At 59.5% G+C, this 19,897-nt stretch carries 20 protein-coding genes and 1 pseudogene; 13 read left to right on the top strand and 8 right to left on the bottom strand.

The genetic code is table 11. The features are described 5' to 3' along the window. Positions 1-21 precede the first annotated feature (21 nt). From WJ542_RS05615 to WJ542_RS05575, 9 genes and pseudogenes are all read left to right on the top strand, one after another. Positions 22-549: pseudogene (locus WJ542_RS05615) on the top strand (hypothetical protein); the annotation flags it as partial. A 180-nt stretch (positions 550-729) separates the two neighbouring features. Next, positions 730-1,263, top strand: a complete 534-nt coding sequence (locus WJ542_RS05610; RefSeq protein WP_411188275.1) for a DUF6431 domain-containing protein — start codon at positions 730-732, stop codon at positions 1,261-1,263. A 129-nt stretch (positions 1,264-1,392) separates the two neighbouring features. Then, positions 1,393-2,715, top strand: a complete 1,323-nt coding sequence (locus WJ542_RS05605) for a DDE-type integrase/transposase/recombinase (RefSeq protein ID WP_411188276.1) — start codon at positions 1,393-1,395, stop codon at positions 2,713-2,715. 3 nt (positions 2,716-2,718) lie between these two features. Beyond that, the gene (locus tag WJ542_RS05600) at positions 2,719-3,513 is read left to right on the top strand and encodes an ExeA family protein (protein ID WP_411188277.1); all 795 of its coding nucleotides are present in this window, start codon (positions 2,719-2,721) and stop codon (positions 3,511-3,513) included. After that, entirely contained in the window at positions 3,510-3,734 is a 225-nt protein-coding gene (locus tag WJ542_RS05595; RefSeq protein ID WP_411188278.1) for a hypothetical protein, read from the top strand. Before WJ542_RS05600 ends, WJ542_RS05595 begins: the two co-directional genes overlap by 4 nt. 37 nt (positions 3,735-3,771) lie before the next feature. Further along, positions 3,772-4,452 (top strand): hypothetical protein, encoded by a 681-nt coding sequence (locus WJ542_RS05590; protein WP_411188351.1) that lies wholly within the window; start codon positions 3,772-3,774, stop codon positions 4,450-4,452. 101 nt (positions 4,453-4,553) lie between these two features. Next, positions 4,554-5,360, top strand: a complete 807-nt coding sequence (locus WJ542_RS05585; protein ID WP_411188350.1) for a DUF4942 domain-containing protein — start codon at positions 4,554-4,556, stop codon at positions 5,358-5,360. A 112-nt stretch (positions 5,361-5,472) separates the two neighbouring features. Beyond that, the gene (locus WJ542_RS05580) at positions 5,473-5,769 is read left to right on the top strand and encodes a hypothetical protein (protein ID WP_411188349.1); all 297 of its coding nucleotides are present in this window, start codon (positions 5,473-5,475) and stop codon (positions 5,767-5,769) included. 5 nt (positions 5,770-5,774) lie between these two features. Then, positions 5,775-6,413, top strand: coding sequence for a hypothetical protein (locus WJ542_RS05575; RefSeq protein ID WP_411188348.1), 639 nt, complete (start codon positions 5,775-5,777; stop codon positions 6,411-6,413). Here WJ542_RS05575 and WJ542_RS05570 read toward each other — a convergent pair. Beyond that, positions 6,391-6,720: a helix-turn-helix domain-containing protein gene (locus WJ542_RS05570; protein WP_411188347.1), complete on the bottom strand. Its 330-nt coding sequence runs from the start codon at positions 6,718-6,720 to the stop codon at positions 6,391-6,393. The two genes, WJ542_RS05575 and WJ542_RS05570, sit on opposite strands and share 23 nt — an antisense overlap. Positions 6,721-7,361: 641 nt before the next feature. Between WJ542_RS05570 and WJ542_RS05565 the strand changes: the two genes are divergently transcribed. Together WJ542_RS05565 and WJ542_RS05560 are read left to right on the top strand one after the other, a co-directional pair. Continuing rightward, positions 7,362-7,802, top strand: a complete 441-nt coding sequence (locus tag WJ542_RS05565) for a hypothetical protein (protein ID WP_411188346.1) — start codon at positions 7,362-7,364, stop codon at positions 7,800-7,802. A gap of 47 nt (positions 7,803-7,849) precedes the next feature. Next, on the top strand, positions 7,850-8,539 hold the full coding sequence (locus WJ542_RS05560) for a hypothetical protein (protein ID WP_411188345.1): 690 nt from the start codon (positions 7,850-7,852) through the stop codon (positions 8,537-8,539). A gap of 118 nt (positions 8,540-8,657) precedes the next feature. Here WJ542_RS05560 and WJ542_RS05555 read toward each other — a convergent pair whose 3' ends face one another. After that, positions 8,658-8,804 carry a hypothetical protein gene (locus WJ542_RS05555; protein WP_411190598.1) on the bottom strand — a complete coding sequence of 49 codons (147 nt, stop codon included), beginning with the start codon at positions 8,802-8,804 and terminating at the stop codon, positions 8,658-8,660. Here WJ542_RS05555 and WJ542_RS05550 point away from each other — a divergent pair. Both WJ542_RS05550 and WJ542_RS05545 read left to right on the top strand, forming a co-directional pair. Continuing rightward, a complete protein-coding gene (locus WJ542_RS05550) occupies positions 8,763-8,906 on the top strand; it encodes a GntR family transcriptional regulator (RefSeq protein ID WP_411190483.1) in 144 nt (47 codons plus the stop codon). The two genes, WJ542_RS05555 and WJ542_RS05550, sit on opposite strands and share 42 nt — an antisense overlap. A gap of 70 nt (positions 8,907-8,976) precedes the next feature. Then, positions 8,977-10,788 carry a hypothetical protein gene (locus WJ542_RS05545; protein WP_411188344.1) on the top strand — a complete coding sequence of 604 codons (1,812 nt, stop codon included), beginning with the start codon at positions 8,977-8,979 and terminating at the stop codon, positions 10,786-10,788. A gap of 181 nt (positions 10,789-10,969) precedes the next feature. On the opposite strand, the gene WJ542_RS05540 is transcribed toward WJ542_RS05545, so the two are convergent. The 6 genes from WJ542_RS05540 to WJ542_RS05515 all read right to left on the bottom strand — a co-directional run bounded on the left by WJ542_RS05540 (position 10,970) and on the right by WJ542_RS05515 (position 19,648). After that, positions 10,970-11,257: a PAAR domain-containing protein gene (locus tag WJ542_RS05540; protein ID WP_411188343.1), complete on the bottom strand. Its 288-nt coding sequence runs from the start codon at positions 11,255-11,257 to the stop codon at positions 10,970-10,972. A 99-nt stretch (positions 11,258-11,356) separates the two neighbouring features. Continuing rightward, the gene (locus WJ542_RS05535; RefSeq protein WP_411188342.1) at positions 11,357-11,812 is read right to left on the bottom strand and encodes an SH3 domain-containing protein; all 456 of its coding nucleotides are present in this window, start codon (positions 11,810-11,812) and stop codon (positions 11,357-11,359) included. Positions 11,813-12,309: 497 nt separating this feature from the next. Then, entirely contained in the window at positions 12,310-15,198 is a 2,889-nt protein-coding gene (locus tag WJ542_RS05530) for a hypothetical protein (RefSeq protein ID WP_411188341.1), read from the bottom strand. A gap of 71 nt (positions 15,199-15,269) precedes the next feature. Beyond that, positions 15,270-17,795 (bottom strand): type VI secretion system Vgr family protein, encoded by a 2,526-nt coding sequence (locus WJ542_RS05525; RefSeq protein ID WP_411188340.1) that lies wholly within the window; start codon positions 17,793-17,795, stop codon positions 15,270-15,272. 349 nt (positions 17,796-18,144) lie between these two features. Continuing rightward, a complete protein-coding gene (locus tag WJ542_RS05520; protein WP_411188339.1) occupies positions 18,145-18,570 on the bottom strand; it encodes a hypothetical protein in 426 nt (141 codons plus the stop codon). A 364-nt stretch (positions 18,571-18,934) separates the two neighbouring features. Continuing rightward, complete coding sequence (locus WJ542_RS05515; protein ID WP_411188338.1) at positions 18,935-19,648, bottom strand: hypothetical protein; 714 nt, start codon at positions 19,646-19,648, stop codon at positions 18,935-18,937. Between the last annotated feature and the right edge of the window lie 249 nt (positions 19,649-19,897).

Here is a 19,897-nt window from a genome sequence, read left to right as displayed (position 1 = left end):
CGTCCCGGAGACATATCACCTATGGAAAACCAACCCAACGTCGAAACCCGTTTCCGGCTGCTGCGACCACCGGCCCGTATCCCTTTCTGGGTCGCGACGCTCGCGACGACCACCGCGCTCTGCCTGTCGGTTCTGGCTGGCTGGCAGCGCGGCGGCACGTTGCCCGAGCGGAGCGTATGGATTGCAGTCGGCATCGTCCTCGTCGTTAGTGCCCATCTGCTGCCATCGCTCATACGCGGCTCGCCCGTCACGATCCGGCTCGCAGGTACCCTGCTATGGGGAACCTGCATGGTCACCGCCTGCTACGGCCATGTGATCTTTTTCGTGTTCGCCCAGCAGCATGCCGGAGATGCCCGCGTGTCCGCCGCAGCCTCGGGCATCGCGGATATCGTGGCACGTCCTGCTCGCCCCCTGGCAGCCGTCATGGACGAACGGGCGAGCGTCACGCATCAGCTCGCGCTCGCCCAGGCACGTCGCTGTGCCCGTGACTGCACGGTCCTCGATGTCCGGCGCGCCACGCTCACCGCGAAGCTCGACGCGCTGAACGCCTGTTACGGCTCGGGCTATTTGAGTTTGGGCGGGGGGTATTTGTCTCGCGTTCGTCCAGGGCGATTTCCTGAATTTCAGCGTGAGCATCGTGCGATGCGGTGGACATGAGATAGGCCGGTACTCCTCTGTTATCGTGAGACGGCTCTCACACCAGCCCACGAACGCAGAACAGCCCGGCCTATGCTTCGGATCGTACATTCCTTTCTCACGCTCGAACAGCATCTTCGCTCCATCGTCACCACGCCCCAGTCCTATCATCCCGGCCGCTGCCCGCACTGCGGCCGCACGTGCCTGTGGGCGCACGGCTTCTATGAACGCAAGGCCGACCGAAGCGTCACCGGCGCGCTCAATCCGGTGCCCGTGCCACGCTATTGCTGTGCCGCCTGCCGACGTACCTGTTCGCGCCTGCCGCTGTGCATCTGCCCGCTGCGCTGGTACGGCTGGGCGTTGCAGCAACTCGTGCTCTGCCTGATCCTCTCTGGCCTGTCGCTGCGCCGCATCGCAGCCCTGGTCGGCATCGATCGCCACACCGTGCGCCGCTGGTGGCGATGGCTCATGCGCTGCAGTGAGGACTTTGCCTTCGCCCTGCGAAGCCGCTTGCCCGAACTGGGCCGCGCAGCCGACACGGCGACCTTCTGGCGCCCCTGCTTCGCGCTCATGTCGCTGTCGCGTGCGATGGCCTGGCTTGATCTGGATGGCCTCGATGTCCCGTGATCGGCTGAACGCAATTCCACACGAGACGCACTGCCGGACGCGGTAACGGGCAACCCACAGGGTCTGCCCACTGCCGCCTGCACGGCATCAGGCGTTTCATGAGGTCTCTTCCACTTCAACGGAGACTTCATGAACGACATCGACCCCGTGGCGCTGTTCCGGCTGTCCGTGCTCGGCCCCATCGTGAGCCGCGAGCGACTCGAACGCGGCGAGCTGCTACAGCTGTTGCGTCAGCTCGCCCTCAAGGAGTACGCGATCCCGGGCTCGCGCCGGCGTCACATCAGCGAGCGCACGTTGCAGACGTGGTACTACGCCTGGCGACGCGAAGGCATCGCAGGGCTCGCCATCCGGCCGCGCACCGACACGGGTCGCTCGAAGCTGCCCGAGGTCGTGCAGGCTGCGGTGCTCGCCGCCAAACGCGAGAACCCCAGCCGCTCGGTGCGCCAGATCCGGCTGTTGCTGGAGGCCACCGGCATCGTGGCGCGCGGCACACTCTCACGCTGCGCCGTGCACCGCCTGCTCAAGTCTCACGACCTCTCGCGTATCGCCAGCCCTACAGTCGTTGCCCAGGAGAAGCGCAGCTTCGTGGCCGAGTACGCTGGCTCCATCTGGTACGGTGACGTCATGCACGGCCCGACGTTCTCGTTTGGCGGGGCGCGCCGCAAGACCTATCTCGTCTCGCTCATGGACGATGCCTCGCGCCTCGTTGCACACAGCGCCTTCTGTCTGTCCGAGACGGCCCTCGAGATCGAGGGCGTGCTCAAGCAGGCGCTCTTGCGTCGCGGAATTCCAAAGATGCTCGTCGTCGATAACGGCGCGGCCTATCGCGCCGCGAGCCTGCAGACCATCTGCGCAGACCTGGGCGTGCGTCTCGTGCATTGCCAGCCTTACCAGCCCACAAGCAAGGGCAAGCTCGAACGCTGGCACCGTACCGTACGCGAGCAGTTCCTCTCCGAACTGGACACCACACACATCCGCGAGCTGACTGACCTGAACGCGCGGCTGTGGGCGTGGCTCGAACAGGTCTACCACTGCGAGCCACACAGCGCGCTGGGCGAGAACGTGACGCCGCTCTCGCGCTACCGGCAGGACCTGCCGCGCATCCGCGCGCTCGGCTCGCTTGCCCCCAGGCTCGATGAGCTGTTCCTGCACCGCGTCGAGCGACGCGTGCGCCGCGACGGCACCGTCTCGTACGAAGGCGCCGTCTTCGAGGTGCCCTATGAACTCAGCGGCCACTACGTCGTGCTCGTCGTCGATCCGCACGCCGGTACGGTCGTGCGTGTCCAGAGCAGGCAGGGCGCTCCACTGGGCGCGGCCACCGCGCTTGATGCGCTGGCCAACAGCCGGCGCCGGCGCAGCAGGACGCCCGCCGTTGCCGCGACTGCAGCGCCCGCTGCCACAGCCAACCTCATCGAACTCGTCCATCAACATCATTACCGTCGCGAGGACTGACACATGTACCGCCAACACTTCGGCCTGCGTTGCGCGCCGCTGGACACCGACGGCACCGATCTGTGGGACGATGGCGCGCTCGCGCGCCTGTCCGAACGCTTCCAGTGGCTGCTCGACAGCCCCGGCATCGGCCTGCTCACCGGGGAGCCCGGCGTGGGCAAGACCGCCATGCTGCGCCACCTCACGCGCAACCTCAATCCGCACCGCTACCAGACCATCTATCTGTCCGAGACCGAGTTCGGGCGCATCGACCTGTACCGCTCGCTGGCCCGCGAACTCGGGCTCGAACCCAGCTACCGGCGCGCGGACCTGTGGCGCGACATCAAGCAGCGCATCACCGAGCTGGCCAACGGCAAGCAGGTCCTGCCGGTGTGGATCATCGATGAGGCGCAGAACCTGCCGCCGGAGTTCTTCCGCGACTTCCCCTCGTTCCTGAACTTCGCCTTCGACGCCCGCAGTCTCATCACCGTGTGGCTTGCCGGCCATCCGGAGCTGGCCCCGATGCTCGAGCGCAACGCTTACGCCGCGCTCTACAGCCGCATCCAGACCCGCGTGCAACTGCAGCCCGTCACCGAGCACGCCCGCTTCGCACAGCTCATCGCCCACGCGCTCAAGGCCGCCGGCTGCAACCACACGCTGATCTCCGAAACCGGGCTCGAACTGCTGCGCCAGGCTTCGCGCGGATTGCCGCGCAATGCCGGGCGTATCCTGCGCACCGCCATGCAGCTGGCTGTGCCCAAAGGGCTGAACCATCTGCCCGACGAGCTGTTGCAGCAGGCGATTGGGGAAATGCGATGAGCCGCCGCCCTCAGCAGCCAGGTCAGTCACGCACACCGTCCACGCGTATCGGGCCACGACCGCCGCCGCTACCCGCGCTCACCGACGAGGCGGCGGCCCAGATCCAGCAACTGTTGTGCGACTGGCTGCTGTGGTTCAGCAGCGCATACGCAGAGCAGATCCAGCGCAGCAGGCAACCATGGTCCGCCCCGGTGCGGCATCACATCGACGATCCGTTCTGAGCGACGGCCCCGGGCGAGCATCCCGGGGCCGTTGCTCTTGCAGCGCGCGACAACATTGCGCCGGGTGTCGATCTACGTCTCGCGTTCGACTGCGGTTCATTCATTCTCGCTGAGCGCGAGACATCCGCCACTGTCTCAACGCCAAATATCTCGCACTACAGAATACCGTTTAGATCGCGACGGAACAAACGCCCAAGCCGATGACATCCGGCGAGACGAGGCCGAACGTGACCGGGCCGCGACCCGGCGTGACGCATTACGGGCCGATCCCGTCACGTCGCGACTCGCGGCATTACTGGGCGTCAGTACCGCACGCGTCGATCTGCTCTCCGGACTGGCATTCGCCGCCGTACTCGAAGGCGTCGCGTGCCTGCTGTGGACAGTCGCGCTCCGGCCGCCGCCGTCGTCACCTGCATCACCCGCGACGGCTGTCGTCCCCGCCGCCAACAAGGCCACTCTCCCGGCAGTCACGACGGGTCACACCAGTGAGGTTGCCAGTCGTGAAACCGCTACCGGCAGTCACGTGCCGTCTGACACTGACATGGCGGCGTTGCCGCGCACCGGGTTAGCCGGCGACGACGTCATGCAGCTCGCGCGCGACGTTGCCGCCGGTCGCGTCCGGCCAACGGTCGCCGACATCCGCCTGCATCTGGGCTGTTCGCAGGCCCGCGCCCTTGCGCTGCGCCGCCAGCTCGCCACCCTCACCCCGACGGCATAAGCCGGGCCTGCGCCCGGCGATCCAGTTTTTTCCACTCCCGCACTTGCGTTGCGTGTCCGGCCCGTCCGGAGGCCCTCGCTCGCCCTTTTCTGGAGCATCCCGTGGAGACCACCGACCTTGTCAAAAGCATCAGCATCACCAATCTCGCCAACCAGCGTGCCGCGGTCGTCGAACGCGTCCGCGCCGCGCTCGACCTGCTCGCCGAAGCCGAACAGCTCGCCAGAGCGGCACACCTCGGCTTTCCCCGCCTCGTACTCGATGACGCCTATGCCTGTCGCGGCAGGCCGGGCGTTACCGGAGACTACGCGAAGCGCGACGAGGCAAAAGCCGCCATCGTCAGCGTGATCGACTCGCGCGGCTGGAACTACCTGCTGTCCGAATCGGGGCTGCGCACCTTCATGGATGCACAGGCGCGCGGGCAGTGGGACCGGCAGCTTGCCGATGGCGACGTCCCGGAGCTCACCGCCGCCAATATCGAAGCCACGTTCGCGCAGCTCTACGGCGTGCGTGGCGACATGTTCGAGCGCGGGGTCATTCAATGCTTCCAGCGGCTGTCGTGGGACTACAAAACCAATCAGCCATTCAGGTTCGGCAGGCGGATCATCGTGACGTCTCTGCTCAGCTCCGGTTCCCCGAATCACCGGGTCATCGACGAACTGGACGACCTGATCCGCGTGTTCTGCGTACTCGACGGCAAGCCCGAGCCAGACCACCGGCACGGCGCCTATGTCCTCGTCTCGGACGCGCGGCAGGCACGGCAGACAGAAGCTGAAAACGACTATTTCCATCTGCGCTGGTTCAAGAACGGCAATGGACATCTGACCTTCAGGCGGCCTGAACTCGTCGACCGGATCAACCAGATCCTCGCGAAGCACTACCCGAACGCGCTCGCTTCAGAAGCGCAGTAGTGCCTCTTCACCGTCAGACGCATTTCGCGTCCGACCTTTCCCTCTGTTTCTGCGACCCCGCATCCGGTTCGGCCGGAAACCGGTGTCCGCTCTCTGACTGGAGAAGTCCATCATGAATCTGCTTTCGACCCAGCACGCTGGCCCGCACTTCAGGCCTGGCCGTATCCTCGCCACGCCTGCCGCCGTGGCGGTCCTCACCGATGCAAAAGTCTCGATCATCGATCCGTTGTGCCGTCACGGGCGGGGCGACTTCGGCGAACTGGCTGAACCCGATCGCCAGCAGAACAAACAGGCGATTGCGACCGGCCATCGCATCCTGTCCAGCCATGTCTTCACCGGCGGGCAAACCGTCTGGCTCAGCACGGATGGAAGATCGCCCGGCTACGATCGTCCTGTTGCCGGGCGATGACTGACATGCTGATCCAGCAATTTCATGCCGGTATCCGGCCCGGCCAGCAATTGACGGTCGCCGGGTCCGGCACGCCGCTCTTCAGCCGGCAGGGCCATTGGGACGGCGGGAGCACCCTGCATTGCGTCGCGATGGGGCTTGCCCTGCTCGACAAGCTTGCCGATCCGGTCGCGCTGCCGTATCACGCGGGCGGCAACGAACGGCGCGTATGGGATCGCGTCTGGCCTCACTACCTGCACGGCCTGACGCTCGCGGAACTGGCGAGCTTCATCGCCGAGCTGAATCTGGGAGTGCAGCCGGTCGTCTGCCCGGGTCCGGCGTCCGGGATCCTGCGCTTCATCTCCAGGGAATTGTCGCGCGGGCGACCGGCTATCGTCGGCTGGCGGCAGTCACGGCCAGTCCGCTGGCATGCAGCACTGGCGGTCGGCGTCGAGGGACGGCGGGATGAGCGCACGTTCCTGCCGAACGCGCTGCTCCTGGTCGATCCCGCTGGCGACGAACCCGGAATGGCTGGCTTTAACGCCCGGCTCGACTGGCATGAGCCGGAGTCGATACGTTATCGCTCCTGCCGCGCCCGACAGGTCGTCACGATCGAGGGCGCCGTCTCGATGCGCCCGTTGGTCAGCGCAAGCGCTGACGCCTGATCTCCGGTGGCGTCGCCGCGTTCGCGCGGCGCTCGCCCGTCGGCTTCAACGACACGTTGTTCAACGGCGCGAACAGCTCGGCCAGCGTCACGTTCAGTGCGTAGCAGATATTCGCCAGCGTCTCAACAGACGGATTGGCGATACCGCGCTCGATGGCCGAGATGTACGTGCGGTCAACGTGCGCCTCGAAAGCGAGCGTTTCCTGGGATTTCTCCGCTTCATGCCGGCATGCCTTGATCCGCTTGCCGAGGGCAATCGAGATCGGGGCAGGATGCGTAGCGGAAGAAGTTGAACGCCTGATAGTCATGGCAAGCAGAATGCCCGCCAGAAGACCAATTCACGACGCTATAAACACTTCAATTATAGTAGCATATACTCTACAAATAACACTGCCTGATGGGATCGCGAGCCTTGACTGGTCTCAATCGCAGCCGCAGGTTCGCTGCACGCGTTTCTGTAGTGTAAACACGTCAAATATTACATCGGGGAATGAAGCAATGTGCACGTGGCAGTACCAAAAGAAAAAGCCAGCGATTCAATTGTCCAGCACCCGGATCTGGAAGGGAGAAGCGACGACTGGCACGCACCTGCCCCTGCGGAGCTTGCAGACAAGCCCGACACGTCACCGGCCTGACAAGGCTTCCGCATCAGTCATATCGTCGTCAGGTTCTTCGTCTTCCCGCCCGCCATCACCGCGATGGTTGCCGGGCATCAGCTGACATCCGGCCCTCTTCGAAAACATGCCGGAATTGGCGGCCTCCATGGCAATCACGATGGGGCATTACCGGTAAGTCAGGGTGTTGCCGGACATCGATGACGTGCCACCCAGAAACGCAAGCGGTGCCACGGGAGCATTTTTAACTCGTACCTTGTCACCTTATGCGAGGTTCGAAAAAGGCCAATCAAGTCATGACGAATTTTATTCACCTCGAACCACAGGAAGTCACCATGAAAAATCAATCCGATATTGACAGCAGTGTCATTTTTAGCAACCAGTACCTCGGTAGCAGGCATGAAAAAATAATTCTCTGGCTTTTAGCTTTCGCGCCCTTGATCAGTCTCGTGATCCGTTCGATGCTAATCGGGTTGAACGCTGGAATCAGTGGAATCGAAGATGACCAGTTCGACGATTACATGGCATATTCTTTTTCCCATGCTCATTATTGGTGGGTTGCAGTCATTTGCAATTATGGCCTGACACTGATTGACTACCTTCAATTAAAGAAGCACCAGATCAACACGAAACAGTTCGGCAAACTGTCTTTTATCATCCCCGTTTACCTCTGGAGACGCTGCAGTGCCTTTCAGCAGTCCAGGGTGATTTTTTGGGTCTGGCTGGGAATCGCAATATTCTGTGAGCTTATGGTTCGCGCATTGATCCAAGGTTGACCTTCACCCCCCAGATTATCATAACAAATTTATAAAAGGCTTTAAAATTGAAAACCGAAAAATTTAAATCATTGCTGTCGCTCGTTGTCATTTTCGTGATGACCAGCTTTCTGGCTGCCTGTTCGGAGTCTGACAAGCCAGGCAAATCCGAAGCAAAGCAGGCCGTCAAAACTGCTCTGGGAGACTGCCAGTACATTGATGTTCAGGATTTCAAGAGAATCAATGGCATTCGTCAGCAGGACGGTAGCTACGTCGTCCAGGTAAGTTATACGCTCGATCTCACACCACCTGATGACGTCAAGTCATTCATCAAGAATACATATCCCCAATATGCGCAAACCACCAAAGAAAGTGTGGCTGATGCAAAAAAGACAGTCGACAACTGGAAGCAGGCTCAGGATGCCTGGGTTGCAGCCAACCCCGGCAAGACCGCTGACGATTACATGATGGAAAACCAGGAGGATCATTTAAAATATAATCGGGCACTTCAATTATACTCGTACACTCCTCAGCAAATTGACTCGCAAATTAAAGAGTATGGGCTCTTTCAAGTCGAAATGACTTTGGAAAAAGATTGCCCCAACACACCTCATCAGGTTTTCGACCAGTTATTCTCATCCAGAAATGGAAGCAAGCCGCTTGAAATAGATGATTTCACTGACGATGTAACGATGACAGCCGATTCGTTCGAAATCCGTATGATCAAGACCGACAATGGCTGGCAAATCGCCCAATAGTCGATCATGCGTACCGGGCCCTGATCTTCCTTGATTATTTCTCACATATAGAAGGAGAAACCGGTCTGTCGGACCCGGTCATCTTCAGGAGGAAAACGCCCAATGAGCCCCAATGAATTCATGGATTTGCAGGATAGAACGCAAGCACGGCACCGTATGGCGCGTCGCGCTTGACGCACTTGAGACCGCCATACGGAACGGGCAGGTATGCATCGGCGATGTATTGCCACCGCAGCGCTTGATGGCTGATTTCATGGGTATTCATCCCAACACCCTTAATCGCGCGATGAAACAAGCCGCACGGGAAGGGTTGATCACTGCGAGTCGCGGTCGCGGCACCACTGTCATCGGCCGCCCAGGGCCATGAACGGTCCATGTGTGCGCTGTAAAAGCTCACTCCGGCAGTACCCACCTACTACAACGAGGTCCAGAGAAAGATGAAGAACGCCAACACGGGAATCGCACGGTTCGCACTGTGCGCGTCCATGACCGCCATACTCACCGCCTGCGGAGGCGGCGGTGGAGGCAGCAATTCGGCGGCCGGCACATCCGGCAATGGTTCCAGCAGCCAGACCCAGATCAGCGGCAAGGTGATCGACGGCTACATATCCGGCGTCACCGTCTGCCTGGATAACGGTCAGAGCGCTTGCGACAACTCTCAGCCGACCGCCACGACCGACAACACCGGCAGCTATTCGTTCAAGGTTGCCGGCGACATGACCGGAAAGAAACTGCTCGCGATCGTGCCGGCCGGCGCGACGGACGTGACCTCGGGCACGACGCTCCAGAACGGGTTTACGCTGTCTGCGGTCGTCTCGGGTTCCACGCAGAACGTGACGCCGCTCACGACGATGGTCGTCGCACAGATGAACGCCGGCCAGAGCCAGCAGCAGGCCACGCAGTCCGTCCAGCAGCTCGTCGGCAGCCAGGTCGACCCGAATGCCGATTACATTGCCAGCGGCGATACCGCCACCGCCGCGATCTCTGCCGACATGGTCAGCCACATGACGACGCTTGCCGGTCAGGGGCCGGTTTCCTGGTCGCTGGTGCAGGCTACGCTGAATGCGTACGTGTCGAAGGGCACCGTCGACGGCGTCGGGCAGTCCGATGTCGACGCCCAGCTAACCAACCCGGCATTCAGCCAGGCGGTTGCCGCGACGACGGCGCTGGCTGGTCCGCTTTACACCGTGGACGGGGACATGTTGCAGCAGGTGCCTGACAGTGTCTGGTCTACCAGCGTCTCGCCGGTGCGGGAGAACTGGACACTTTCCGGCCAGACGCTTAGCGTCACCCAGGAGGTCCAGAGCAACGGCAAATGGTCACCCGTGTCACCTGTGGGCAGCTATGACGCAATGTTCAGCGGCAATTTCATTTCGTTGACCTCCGGCGAAGGGGCCTATCTGATGAAGACGGACGGGTCGTGGACGAACTGGCTCACCAACGACCAGCTTCATCCGGCGTATACGCTCTCGCAGACCGGTAATAATCTTGTCGGCACCGACCCGAACACGGGCGATACGGTCACGGTTTCGTACCGTACAACCGATGTATCGGGAGAGCCCCTTTCGACGGCATTGCAGATCGACTACCGCAATCCGGTACGCAGCTCGATGACAGGCAGCTTCCCGGCGGGGACGACAGCTTATCTGGCGACGATGCAGCATGCGAATGACCAGATCATGCTGACGGCCAACGGAATCGGTATACCCTGGCTCAATGGTGCATTTACGTCAATCGCTGCCATCCCGCTCACGGGGCTGACCGCCTTCCCGAATGGGCTGACAGTATCGGGTCTCGGGAGCGCGTCGCAAACCTATACGTCCGTGCAGCAAGTCGCCGGAACGCAGATCGCTATCGGGGGCAGTTGCCTCCTTCTGGATATCGAGGCAAACGGCGTTGCGCAGATCGTCGAAAGCGGTGCCCATGGCTGCAACTATGGCAATGAACCGCTTGGTTTCCCGGTCACGGGCAGCTGGTCGGTCTATCCCCGCAATCCGGACGTCATCACGATTTCCCTGCCGAAGGCAGTCGGTGCGCCCGACGTGCCAATCGACGACACGATCAAGAACACGATCAATGCAGGTGGTTCGCTCGTCATTGCCCTGATGAACGGCAAGCTCGTCAGCGGCTATATGGTTCCGGCCACTTCACCAACGACGGTACTGCAGGTTCCGGCCGCCCTGACGAACACCATTGCGACATCCATGCGCGCCGCAGCCGCCACGATCGGCATGCAGCAGAACCCGTAAAGCCAGCGCTTTCCCGGCAAGACTGGTACAGCCCTCGGGCTGTACCAGTCTTGCTGTACTGGCTAAATGCACCGGACCACTTCTCATCCAGCAGGGTGAACCCCTCTTCGGCCGCGAGACAGGCGCGAATCCTTGCAATACGATCATCAACAACTGTCATACGGACTGCGCGCTCAGATTATCAGGCGTCGACCGACATCGACTGCTGCGAAGCAACGAGCTTCGGCGGCGGCTCGCACTTGCAGATACAAAGATCGTCGTTCAATGCGGCATGGCGACCATCGGGCGCGGTCATCACCTGACGCGGACCATCGCACTTGATTTTCCCCGTCGTATGGCACACAGGGCATTGCACGTCGTCGCCCTCGTGGGCGACATCGCGGCCCATGAACTGGATCGTCGTAGGCGTAGCGACTACCGTCCCGTTCGCGGTGGTCTTGTCGTCGTTAAGAATTAAGCAACGCTTCATTGTTGTTTCTGTAGTCCAATCGATGGACAATCAAACGAGAAATGACGATCACCGCAGCTTTAACAGTTGCCGCCACGAGCCAGCTAAAGCACCTGCACGTTAGCGGGTCAAATCCCCAGCTTGGAGCCACGCCTCAATGGGCTGCTTGCCCACACGTTCGTAATGGATTTGCAGCCAACCGTCATCTCCCTTGCGGATCACCGTGACGCGATCGCCGTGGATCAGATAACCGCGGTGACTGCTGCCCACAGACGGCTGCGCATACAGCCATGCTCTATCAGGCTTTACGACCCATACTGCTTGTTCGTTCGTTGTCGCATCCTGCGACAATTCTCCACTGACCGATGGTGCAGGTTTAGCTGCCGCCTCTGCAGCCGGTCCTAGTGCAGCTTCGATCTTGGCGTAGTAGCTCGCGTTTGTGGCGCTAGGAGGATCGCATGCTTTGAGGTTAGTGAGACCGAGGGCGGCGTTCAAGTTATCCTTGATGTTGCTACCTGGCGAGCCGCTGTACTGTGCCCACAGACCCTGCGCCGTAGGCTTTGCAAGCTTGTCCATGGTCTGCGTCTCGCCAGAACCCAAAGTGTCGTCCCATGAGTCATTCTTCGCGTCCCACGTGCCACCGCACACGCCGCCTGAATCGTCGCGGAAAACACAACCAGTGGCCGTGTCAAGGATCGGGCAAAACTGTCGGCTCTCTAAGGCGGGCTTTCCCTCCTCAGTACTAACGACTCCGTTCCGTGTCCAGTTGAGCACGATGTATCGACCGTCAGACGACAAAGCATGCTCGACTGGATGAGAAAAGATGACCCCCCCTTCCGCCGTCAGTGATTCGTTCGGTACGATAGGTAGTGCAGTTCCGTCAGGGCGTATAAATGTTAGACGTGTCCAGCCAGCGCCGAATATTCGAAGCAGCTGCGAGGGAACCGGCTCAGACAGGACCAACCGCGAGTGGTTAGAAAAATCGACAATAGAAGTATTTTCGGCGCACTGTACGTCGTGCGCGGCGATCGCTATGCAAGCAAGCGAAGCGATTTGGGCTGCGATTCGGATGTTCATTGCAATGTCGATTTGAGATTATTGTAACGACCCGGCGCAACGGAAACTCCATTCGAGATCGCCATGCGGCGTGTCGTGCCGTATTGATCAGCCAAAGCTTGCTCTAGCTCCGCACGTGCTGGTCCCCAGTTGTTTGGATTGCGGGGCGCGGTAGGATGAGTAGCATACAAGTGATTGAGCGACGTCGCGAGGTCATCATCTACAAAAGCGGGCCGATTTACGCTCTGGTCAAGCACCGTTGCTCGGCCAAGGTCTCCCTGAAAATACTCGCCAACCGAATAGTCATAGTCGGTCGGACGGGAGGCTAAACACTTGCGCAGACGACTGACGAAATCCTTGATCTGCAACTTCTGAAACCGCAAATCAGATATTGCGTGCGCGATTGCTGCGACTGCTGGATTGGGCAAATACTGATGGTTAGTCTGCTTGTCACAACCGTCCCTAATCCTCTCTCGCAGATTCGCTCCGGTCATTAGTTGACCTCCTGTAACCTCTGGATGTGCAAACGAAAGGCGTGCGCCATCACCTGCGCCCACCACCGTCCATCCACATTTAGCAAAGAGTTCTTGATAGCCCGACTCGCTTTCTGCACGGAAATCCGCGACTTGCTGGGCAAACTCTCCTCCACCATCACTTGGGCGCATGGTCTTTTGCATAGCGCCAGCAGTAATAACTTGATCGTCGTAAGACTGAACCGTGTCGAGCTTACCTTCGTTTGGCGCCATAGCCGCGATGATGCGACTCTCACTTGCAGTCATCTCACCATTAAGCTGCATTGCCTGAAGTGCGGGCGCATTTGCGAGTGTCATAGAGCCCCAATAACACGGACCATAGTGTCCATTCCAGCGCACGACCTGAATTTTTTTATTGAGGCAACAACCGCAAGCACAAGCGTCAGGATCAAAAAAATTCCCCACGATACCAACGGGATGCAAGTGATAGACACTCGGTGTCGACACCGGTTTCAATACCTCTTTGCACGCATCCCACATCTGCAATTGCTGGATTCGCTCTTTCTCTGTCGTCCAATACGGCAGGCCATCGTGCATAAAGGGGTCGAGCGCATCCCATTTGGTCATCTTCCCGCCCCACTCGCTTTCATATTTCACCACCAGATGATCGACCCGGCTCGCGCGCCATTTCAGATTCAATGCGGAGAGCAAATCCTGACCCTGGACCCTGCCGTGTGGTTGGGTTTTGGGCGTCAGAATCTCATCCAGCTTCTCGATCAGTGGATTGCTTTTCGCCACATTGAAACCGGCTTCGAAAGCGCTCTGTTCTTCTGACGTAGCCTTATCGCCTTTCAGATAGAGATAACGCCTGTAAAGGTCGACCGTCGCCAAACTCGACGACAGTAGCTCGAAACCAGCCCACGCCCATTTGTTCTGCAACGAGACATTCGGCTGGCCTGATGCGCAGACGAAGCCATCGACCGTGTTCATATTGGCGTCGCCCGCGTCGACCTCGTACCAGGTATGCTTCTGGTCGTCCATGTGCCCGGTCAGACCCGCGATATTGACGACACGGGTATAGTCGCTCGTTCCGGACGGTGCAGCCGATAACGATAGCGGAAACGAATTCCACGCGCGCCGCGTGTCTGTGCTCGCCAGTTCGCTGCGTGCAATCCAGTAATTCGTTGCGCTGGTCGCCCCGGGGGCCTTGACCTGCACCTTGGTCCACATGCCTGTCTGCGATGCGTCCTGAGCAAGCGTCACTGCGGTATTCGCGGGCAGCGTCAAATCACCGGCGCTTTTATAGCCGTACAGATTTGCGCCTTTTGACAGTACCAGTTGCGTCTTCGGCTCTTGCGTCAATTGCGCCGCACGTGCCCGGCTGCGCGCCAGAAACGCCTGCAAATCGTCACCGGCGAACACCTCGACATGCAGCAATGCCCGCTGCGGAGTGGGCGGCAACGGCGAAGCATGTTCGGCATTTTGATATTCGCCCAGATAACCCACCACGTCACCGGCACTGATGCGAACGGGCTCAGGCAGCACGTAGACACTGTCGAGGGCCGCGGGATTGATCTCGCTATCGAGCCAGTCAAGAAACACCCAGCCATGCGAAGCGTCCGGCGGCACCGGTTTCCCCGGCTGAATCGGAACTATCTCACCGGAGATGACGCTCGCAATGCGCCCCCAGTGCTTTGGAGCATGTGCCAAACGTTGCATCCTGACTTTGCTGCCCGAACGCAAAATACCGATGCTCTCGCCTGCATGACCCTTGTTGTCACGATGCACATGTGAACCCATGACCGGTTCCCCGGTCTTGACATCCTCCTGTTTATCCTTGGCGCGCTGGGCGTTGACCGTATAAATCGGCTCGGCATTGTAGTAGCTGGGCCAGGTTTTCTTGTTCTTGTCCTGTTCCGAGTGCTGATACACCGTGCAGGGGGCCAAATGCATATACAGGCTGAAAAAGACCAGCGAATCCGCCGGGTCCGTACTTAGCTTGTTCGGTTCATTCTTGGCAGGTGCTACCGTTGACGGTTGCGTCGGAGAGTTATTTGCCGGCACCGCAGGCAAGGTCAGCTTGTGCTTGACCAATGTGAAGCTTCGCGAATATAACACCGTCGATTTGTCGGGATAAGACAAATGCTGGTAGTCGCTATCGAGCCGGTAAGCGACGACCTCACCATCGGCAATGCAGCGAACGCCACTACTGCGGTCCATCTCGCTATCCGTGACCGTCGATGATGTGCCAGTCTGATCGAGGTGAATCCCGCCATGCCATAGACCGTTCAAGCCTAGAGGGAAGGAGCCATCGCTCCCTTGGAGGGCGGCCAGGTAGGCGTCGGGGTTCACCGTGCCAGTCGCATTTTTTTGTGGAAATGGATAGGCCCATTGAGAAACCGGGGTCAACGTATCGCCATTGTCAGCTGCCATGCAGTATGTTTCCTGATTGTTCTCATAAAAGCGCCGCGTGCTCCCCGGCACCCTGCTGCTTCGCTACGCGCTTATCCCGAAAACGATGTCGAACGCTTCGGCTTGCCATCTGCGGCTACCCATGACGGGAACGTCGTATCGAGCCGCGTCGGTCCCGAGAAGTTATGTGTCGCCCCCTTGATATCGATCTTGCCGGGGGCGTGAATCTCGATGTTGCCATCCTTGATCCGGATATACGCGCCGCCGGAAGTCAGCAGGATTTCCTGCTTTGCAGCTGCCACGATATTCTCCGTCGCCGAGAGCACCTTCACCGTTTTCTGCGCCGTCAATTCGATGTTATCGCTCTGCGCCTGAACTTCGACCTTCCCCTTCGCCGCAAACAGCTTCATCCCCGCGTTCTGCACAAACAGGCTGATCTTCTCAGCCACGCTCGCCACCAGCGATTTCCCGCTCGCGATGAACGTACTCTGGCCGCTCACCACATTGGTCTGCTGCCCGCTCGCGATATGCACCGACTGCTGCGTTGATAGCGCAATGCCGGATGGGCTTGCAAGCAGCATCACGGGTTCCTTGAACGCGTTCGCGCTGCCCGTGCCCCCGCCCGCCGTCCTGCCTCCCGACTGCGAGCCCTGTACGCTGCCCTGCGTCGCATCCGTGAAGCTCTTCAGCGCGTCGTGACCGGTATCCAGACTTTCCGCCTGATGCTGCTGGCTGGCTTGCGACATCGCCTCCATGGTGCTTTCGGAACTGACGAGTTGCTGCTGCGCCTCGCGCACGTCCATCTGCTGGCTGTTCGCCGCCTTCGGATACGTCGTGACGTACATCCCCTGTGCAGCACTCACTGCACCGTACGAACCCGTAGTCAACGCAAATCCTGAGCCAAGGTATGAACCGCGCGTGTTGCCGCTCTGGTCGATCAGGTACCCGAGATGCAGCATGCTGTTCCCGCTGCTGCTCATCAACTGCATACGGTTCTGTCCGGTTGCATCGTCGAGGACCATCTGGTTATAACCGGAACCCGAGTATTCCTTCGACCGAAACCCCGACAGGATGCCGTCGCTATGCCATTGCGGCTGGACGCTCCCGTTGTAGACGCGGTGGAGCACGATCGGTCTGTCGCAATCTCCGCCAACATAACCGATGAGGACTTCTTCGCCGACCCGGGGAACGTGGACGCTCCCGTAGCCGCCGCCCGTATCCGACTGCGCAACTCTCACCCAGCACGATGCACCCGCATCCCCCGGATTCTGCCGGTCCCAGATGAACATCACCTTCACCCGGTTCAGCTCGTCCGTATAGACCTCCTCGCCCTTCGGTCCGACGACAACGGCCGTCTCCAGATGCATCTCCGGCTTCTTGTGCTCGAACGGGCTACGGTACGGAACCGTAACGCGCTGCGCCTCGACTTCGGCCAGAAAGAAACCGGCTGAACCGTCCGCATGGGTAACGGTTTCCCCAGTATGCTCGGCCTTTGCCTGCGCCAGTTCGCTCTGCAAGCTATGCGGAAAGCTCGCCTCCTGATTCGACAGCGGCAGGTTGTTCTCGATATACCGTCGCACCTTGATCGCCGCAAACTCGCACTGACTGGCCGCATCGCGGTCATGCTCTGGATGACCGCTCAGCTCGAAGCGTCGACCGGCATCGATGCCCCGGACACTACCCGTGCCAAAGAATCGCTTGGCCCGCGACTCCCATTCTTCCAGATGAACTTTCGAAAGCTGCTCGCCGCGGTCCTGGGTCAGATACGTGTAGGCGCCAGTGTATTCGTAGACTTCCGCCTGTTCCGGCAGATTCCCCTGTCCAGGCATCGTCGGCAGCGAAGTGCCCTTGGGGCGGACGGAAGACGATGGTGCCTTGTAGTCGAACGTACGCGTCGTATAGGTGGTGCTCTGCAGGGTGCGCGTACCCGACCATTGCGTGAAGGCATCCGTTTCGCTGCCCGTACCCGACCGATAGAAACTGAGCGGATTTGTCGACGCTTCATCAAGCGAATAGATGTCATCGGTCACGACCAGCGTATGCGACTTGCCGTCCCCGGCATGGCGCCAGAAGCCGAACAGGCCCTCCTCCTCCATCAGCCGCTGCACAAAATTCCAGTCCGTCTCGCTCTGGCGGCAATAGGAGCGTTGGGGCAACGGCTTGCGCAGGACGAACTGAAACTGGCCCTGCGCCTGCGGATGCATGTTGAAGACATCGGTGATGATGGCGTCGGCAGTCTTGTCCTGCCAGTACCGCATGTCACGGCGGAAGCGCAGGAAGTGCATCCATGATGCATAAACCAGTTGATAACTGGACAGACTCCCATCGCTGCCCAGCCTTCTCGCCGTGTGAATATAGCCATTGATCGGCAGGCAGGATTTGTCGGCCTGCTGAATCCACAGCGTCATCGGCTGGGCAATGAGCGTCTTGAGCTGGACATCGCCCGCGCTAGACACCATATCAAGGGTGACGCTGAAATCCCGGCCCAGCTCGGAACAAGTTACCGCCCGGCGCGGCACAAGCGCATTATTCGGTAAAGACGGAATATCCGTCTTGATCAAACGGTCCTGCTGGATCAATCCGCCACGGATTATCTGGGCCAGTTCGGTCGAATTCATGCGTATTCCATATTCTTGTGCGTTGCAGGCCGACAGCTTTCGTTCTCAACGGAACGGCCCCGACTGTATAGCCGGCCGATTTTAGGTTTCAGGAATATGCCTCGTCAACCGTAAGATAATCATGGATTGTAAAACCCGCCTGAAAGATAACCCGAACTTAATCTGGAACCTGAAATGCGGAGGCGTGAGCCGTATTACACCAGCACTGCACCCAACGGCAGCATAGCCGGCATCTGATAATCGTATTCAATCTGCATGCTCGATACCTTGTCGAGTCATACATGCAGGAATCGTGTTACAGACGACAGCGACACAGCCACCAACCCGGTCAATCCAGCGAGGTCGGGGGTCACCGAACCGGCGACCTCCTCTCAGGCGCGAACGGTGATATGTCGTCACTGGCCAGAAACCTAGCGAGCCGCGTCTGGGCGTCGGCAATGATGTAAGCGGGAGCACTCAGAAATTGTTGATCGCGGAGGGACAGCACCCGCTGGATTGCAATCATCCCTTCAGATGATCCCTCGAATCGTCCCTCGGCTTTACCGCGAACCGCACATTCGTGCAACGCAGTTTCCGCGAGTCGAAACATATCGGGATCAGACCGGCCCTGAGTTACGTCGTCAACAAAGTATGCGCAATAGATCGCGCTGAATAGCTGGCCGATGATCGATAAATTACCTTGACCCGTCACGAGCATATGGTAAGCCATATGGTGTTCGATCGATTTTCTGCGGGCGACCGACACCGGAATGGGCAATAACATCTCCTTCGTCATCGGTTGCCGTGTCCTTCGCTGCTGCCGTCTGGTCATAGTACGGGGCCGTTAAAGATTTCTTCGATAATGCCAACATATCGATCAGGCAAGGACAATACCTGGTTTGTGTTCTTGTCTGAAGATCGTTCTGGCTCCCCTTGCGAAGATCAGCGCGCACATTGCGTCCGCCGGGGTTCGCAATTCGGTAGTCGCGACCCTGGTGGCGAAGAATGACTCGCTCGATTTAGCCATCGAACTTCTGTAACCGACCCGTTTGCGGCATTCAGGCTACGAATCTCGCCGCCCGGAAGCAGACATCCTGCACAGGCCGCGGCGGAGATCTCTCCGACCCGCCGAAACCCGTTTTTTCGAGCGCTCAATGGTTCTAGGACACCGAGGGCTTGGTGGCATTGCACGGTGCCAACGCTTCGCGCAGCTTCGTCATTGCAGAGCTGTGGGCGGCCGCAGCCCATTCTGGCTTGAATTCCGTTGCTAGTGCCATTGCCTTAGCGAAGTCCGGCATGGCGTGGGACTGCTCAATGGCGTCGCGGTACTCGGCAGCGGTAGCCTCTGCATCGATGGTGGCTTCAAAAATTCCTGCGGCGTTCAAGCAATCAAGCATCACCGAACCAACCACCGATTCGCACTTTTCGATGACATGTAGCAAATATTTGTCAAATGCGACGAATGTCTTTTTCCGACTCTGGTTTTGAACTTTCGGCTCCGCAAGGACCATCGGGAAGTTACCGTCAATGTGCGCAGCAGACGTGATATTCAGCCCGCGGTGAACGACTGCATTGCGCAGCTCACGAATGTAGGAGTAGTTCGCCTCACCGTCCTGAAATCCATCAAATACTAAGCGCGAATACAACTGCGTTTCAAAAGTGTTTGGCTGCAGCGTAGTCGTTTCACGGAAGAGTTCGGTCGCTGCCAGAAGATTCAAAAAGTAGCCGGAGTAATGAACTCTCATGTCCATCTGATCAGTGACGGAGAGTTGGGTGCGGAACGAGAGCGCGGCGCGCAGCGCAGTCTGTCTTGCGGACATGTACCACGATAGCGAATAAAGCATATCTCGGTTGGCGAAGCTCAAAGTCGTCATTGGTCCTCCTTGCGGACGCTAACATTAAATCGGACGAAGATCGTAGCTTAAAAGTAGTACTGCCCGAAAGGCGACATCAGCGACCGACAGTAACTGGCCGGCTACCGACGCTCCGACCCAAGATAGATTCAGTGCACTCCCTCAGTGCACCTCAATGTGGACTATCAATCGAACAGCGCCGCGTACGATTCGGCTTTCAGGACGACGACTGCGCCAGCAGCACACGTGCCGTGGCGCGGCCACACGGTA

Origin of the sequence: Paraburkholderia yinzeri, from assembly GCF_046581065.1 — a bacterium.
Lineage (GTDB): Bacteria > Pseudomonadota > Gammaproteobacteria > Burkholderiales > Burkholderiaceae > Paraburkholderia.
The sequence above is the reverse complement of the archived record's forward strand: the minus strand, read 5'-3'. Positions and strand labels throughout refer to the sequence as shown.

Excerpts from the sequence above, each read along its gene's own strand:
- WJ542_RS05610 (WP_411188275.1), top strand. The coding sequence starts at position 730 with ATGCTTCGGATCGTACATTCCTTTCTCACGCTCGAACAGCATCTTCGC.
- WJ542_RS05565 (WP_411188346.1), top strand. The coding sequence starts at position 7,362 with ATGAAAAATCAATCCGATATTGACAGCAGTGTCATTTTTAGCAACCAG.
- WJ542_RS05535 (WP_411188342.1), bottom strand. The coding sequence starts at position 11,812 with ATGGACAAGCTTGCAAAGCCTACGGCGCAGGGTCTGTGGGCACAGTAC.
- WJ542_RS05570 (WP_411188347.1), bottom strand. The coding sequence starts at position 6,720 with ATGACTATCAGGCGTTCAACTTCTTCCGCTACGCATCCTGCCCCGATC.
- WJ542_RS05525 (WP_411188340.1), bottom strand. The coding sequence starts at position 17,795 with ATGAATTCGACCGAACTGGCCCAGATAATCCGTGGCGGATTGATCCAG.
- WJ542_RS05520 (WP_411188339.1), bottom strand. The coding sequence starts at position 18,570 with ATGACGAAGGAGATGTTATTGCCCATTCCGGTGTCGGTCGCCCGCAGA.
- WJ542_RS05580 (WP_411188349.1), top strand. The coding sequence starts at position 5,473 with ATGAATCTGCTTTCGACCCAGCACGCTGGCCCGCACTTCAGGCCTGGC.
- WJ542_RS05605 (WP_411188276.1), top strand. The coding sequence starts at position 1,393 with ATGAACGACATCGACCCCGTGGCGCTGTTCCGGCTGTCCGTGCTCGGC.
- WJ542_RS05540 (WP_411188343.1), bottom strand. The coding sequence starts at position 11,257 with ATGAAGCGTTGCTTAATTCTTAACGACGACAAGACCACCGCGAACGGG.
- WJ542_RS05600 (WP_411188277.1), top strand. The coding sequence starts at position 2,719 with ATGTACCGCCAACACTTCGGCCTGCGTTGCGCGCCGCTGGACACCGAC.
- WJ542_RS05575 (WP_411188348.1), top strand. The coding sequence starts at position 5,775 with ATGCTGATCCAGCAATTTCATGCCGGTATCCGGCCCGGCCAGCAATTG.
- WJ542_RS05515 (WP_411188338.1), bottom strand. The coding sequence starts at position 19,648 with ATGACGACTTTGAGCTTCGCCAACCGAGATATGCTTTATTCGCTATCG.
- WJ542_RS05545 (WP_411188344.1), top strand. The coding sequence starts at position 8,977 with ATGAAGAACGCCAACACGGGAATCGCACGGTTCGCACTGTGCGCGTCC.
- WJ542_RS05530 (WP_411188341.1), bottom strand. The coding sequence starts at position 15,198 with ATGGCAGCTGACAATGGCGATACGTTGACCCCGGTTTCTCAATGGGCC.
- WJ542_RS05595 (WP_411188278.1), top strand. The coding sequence starts at position 3,510 with ATGAGCCGCCGCCCTCAGCAGCCAGGTCAGTCACGCACACCGTCCACG.
- WJ542_RS05555 (WP_411190598.1), bottom strand. The coding sequence starts at position 8,804 with ATGAATACCCATGAAATCAGCCATCAAGCGCTGCGGTGGCAATACATC.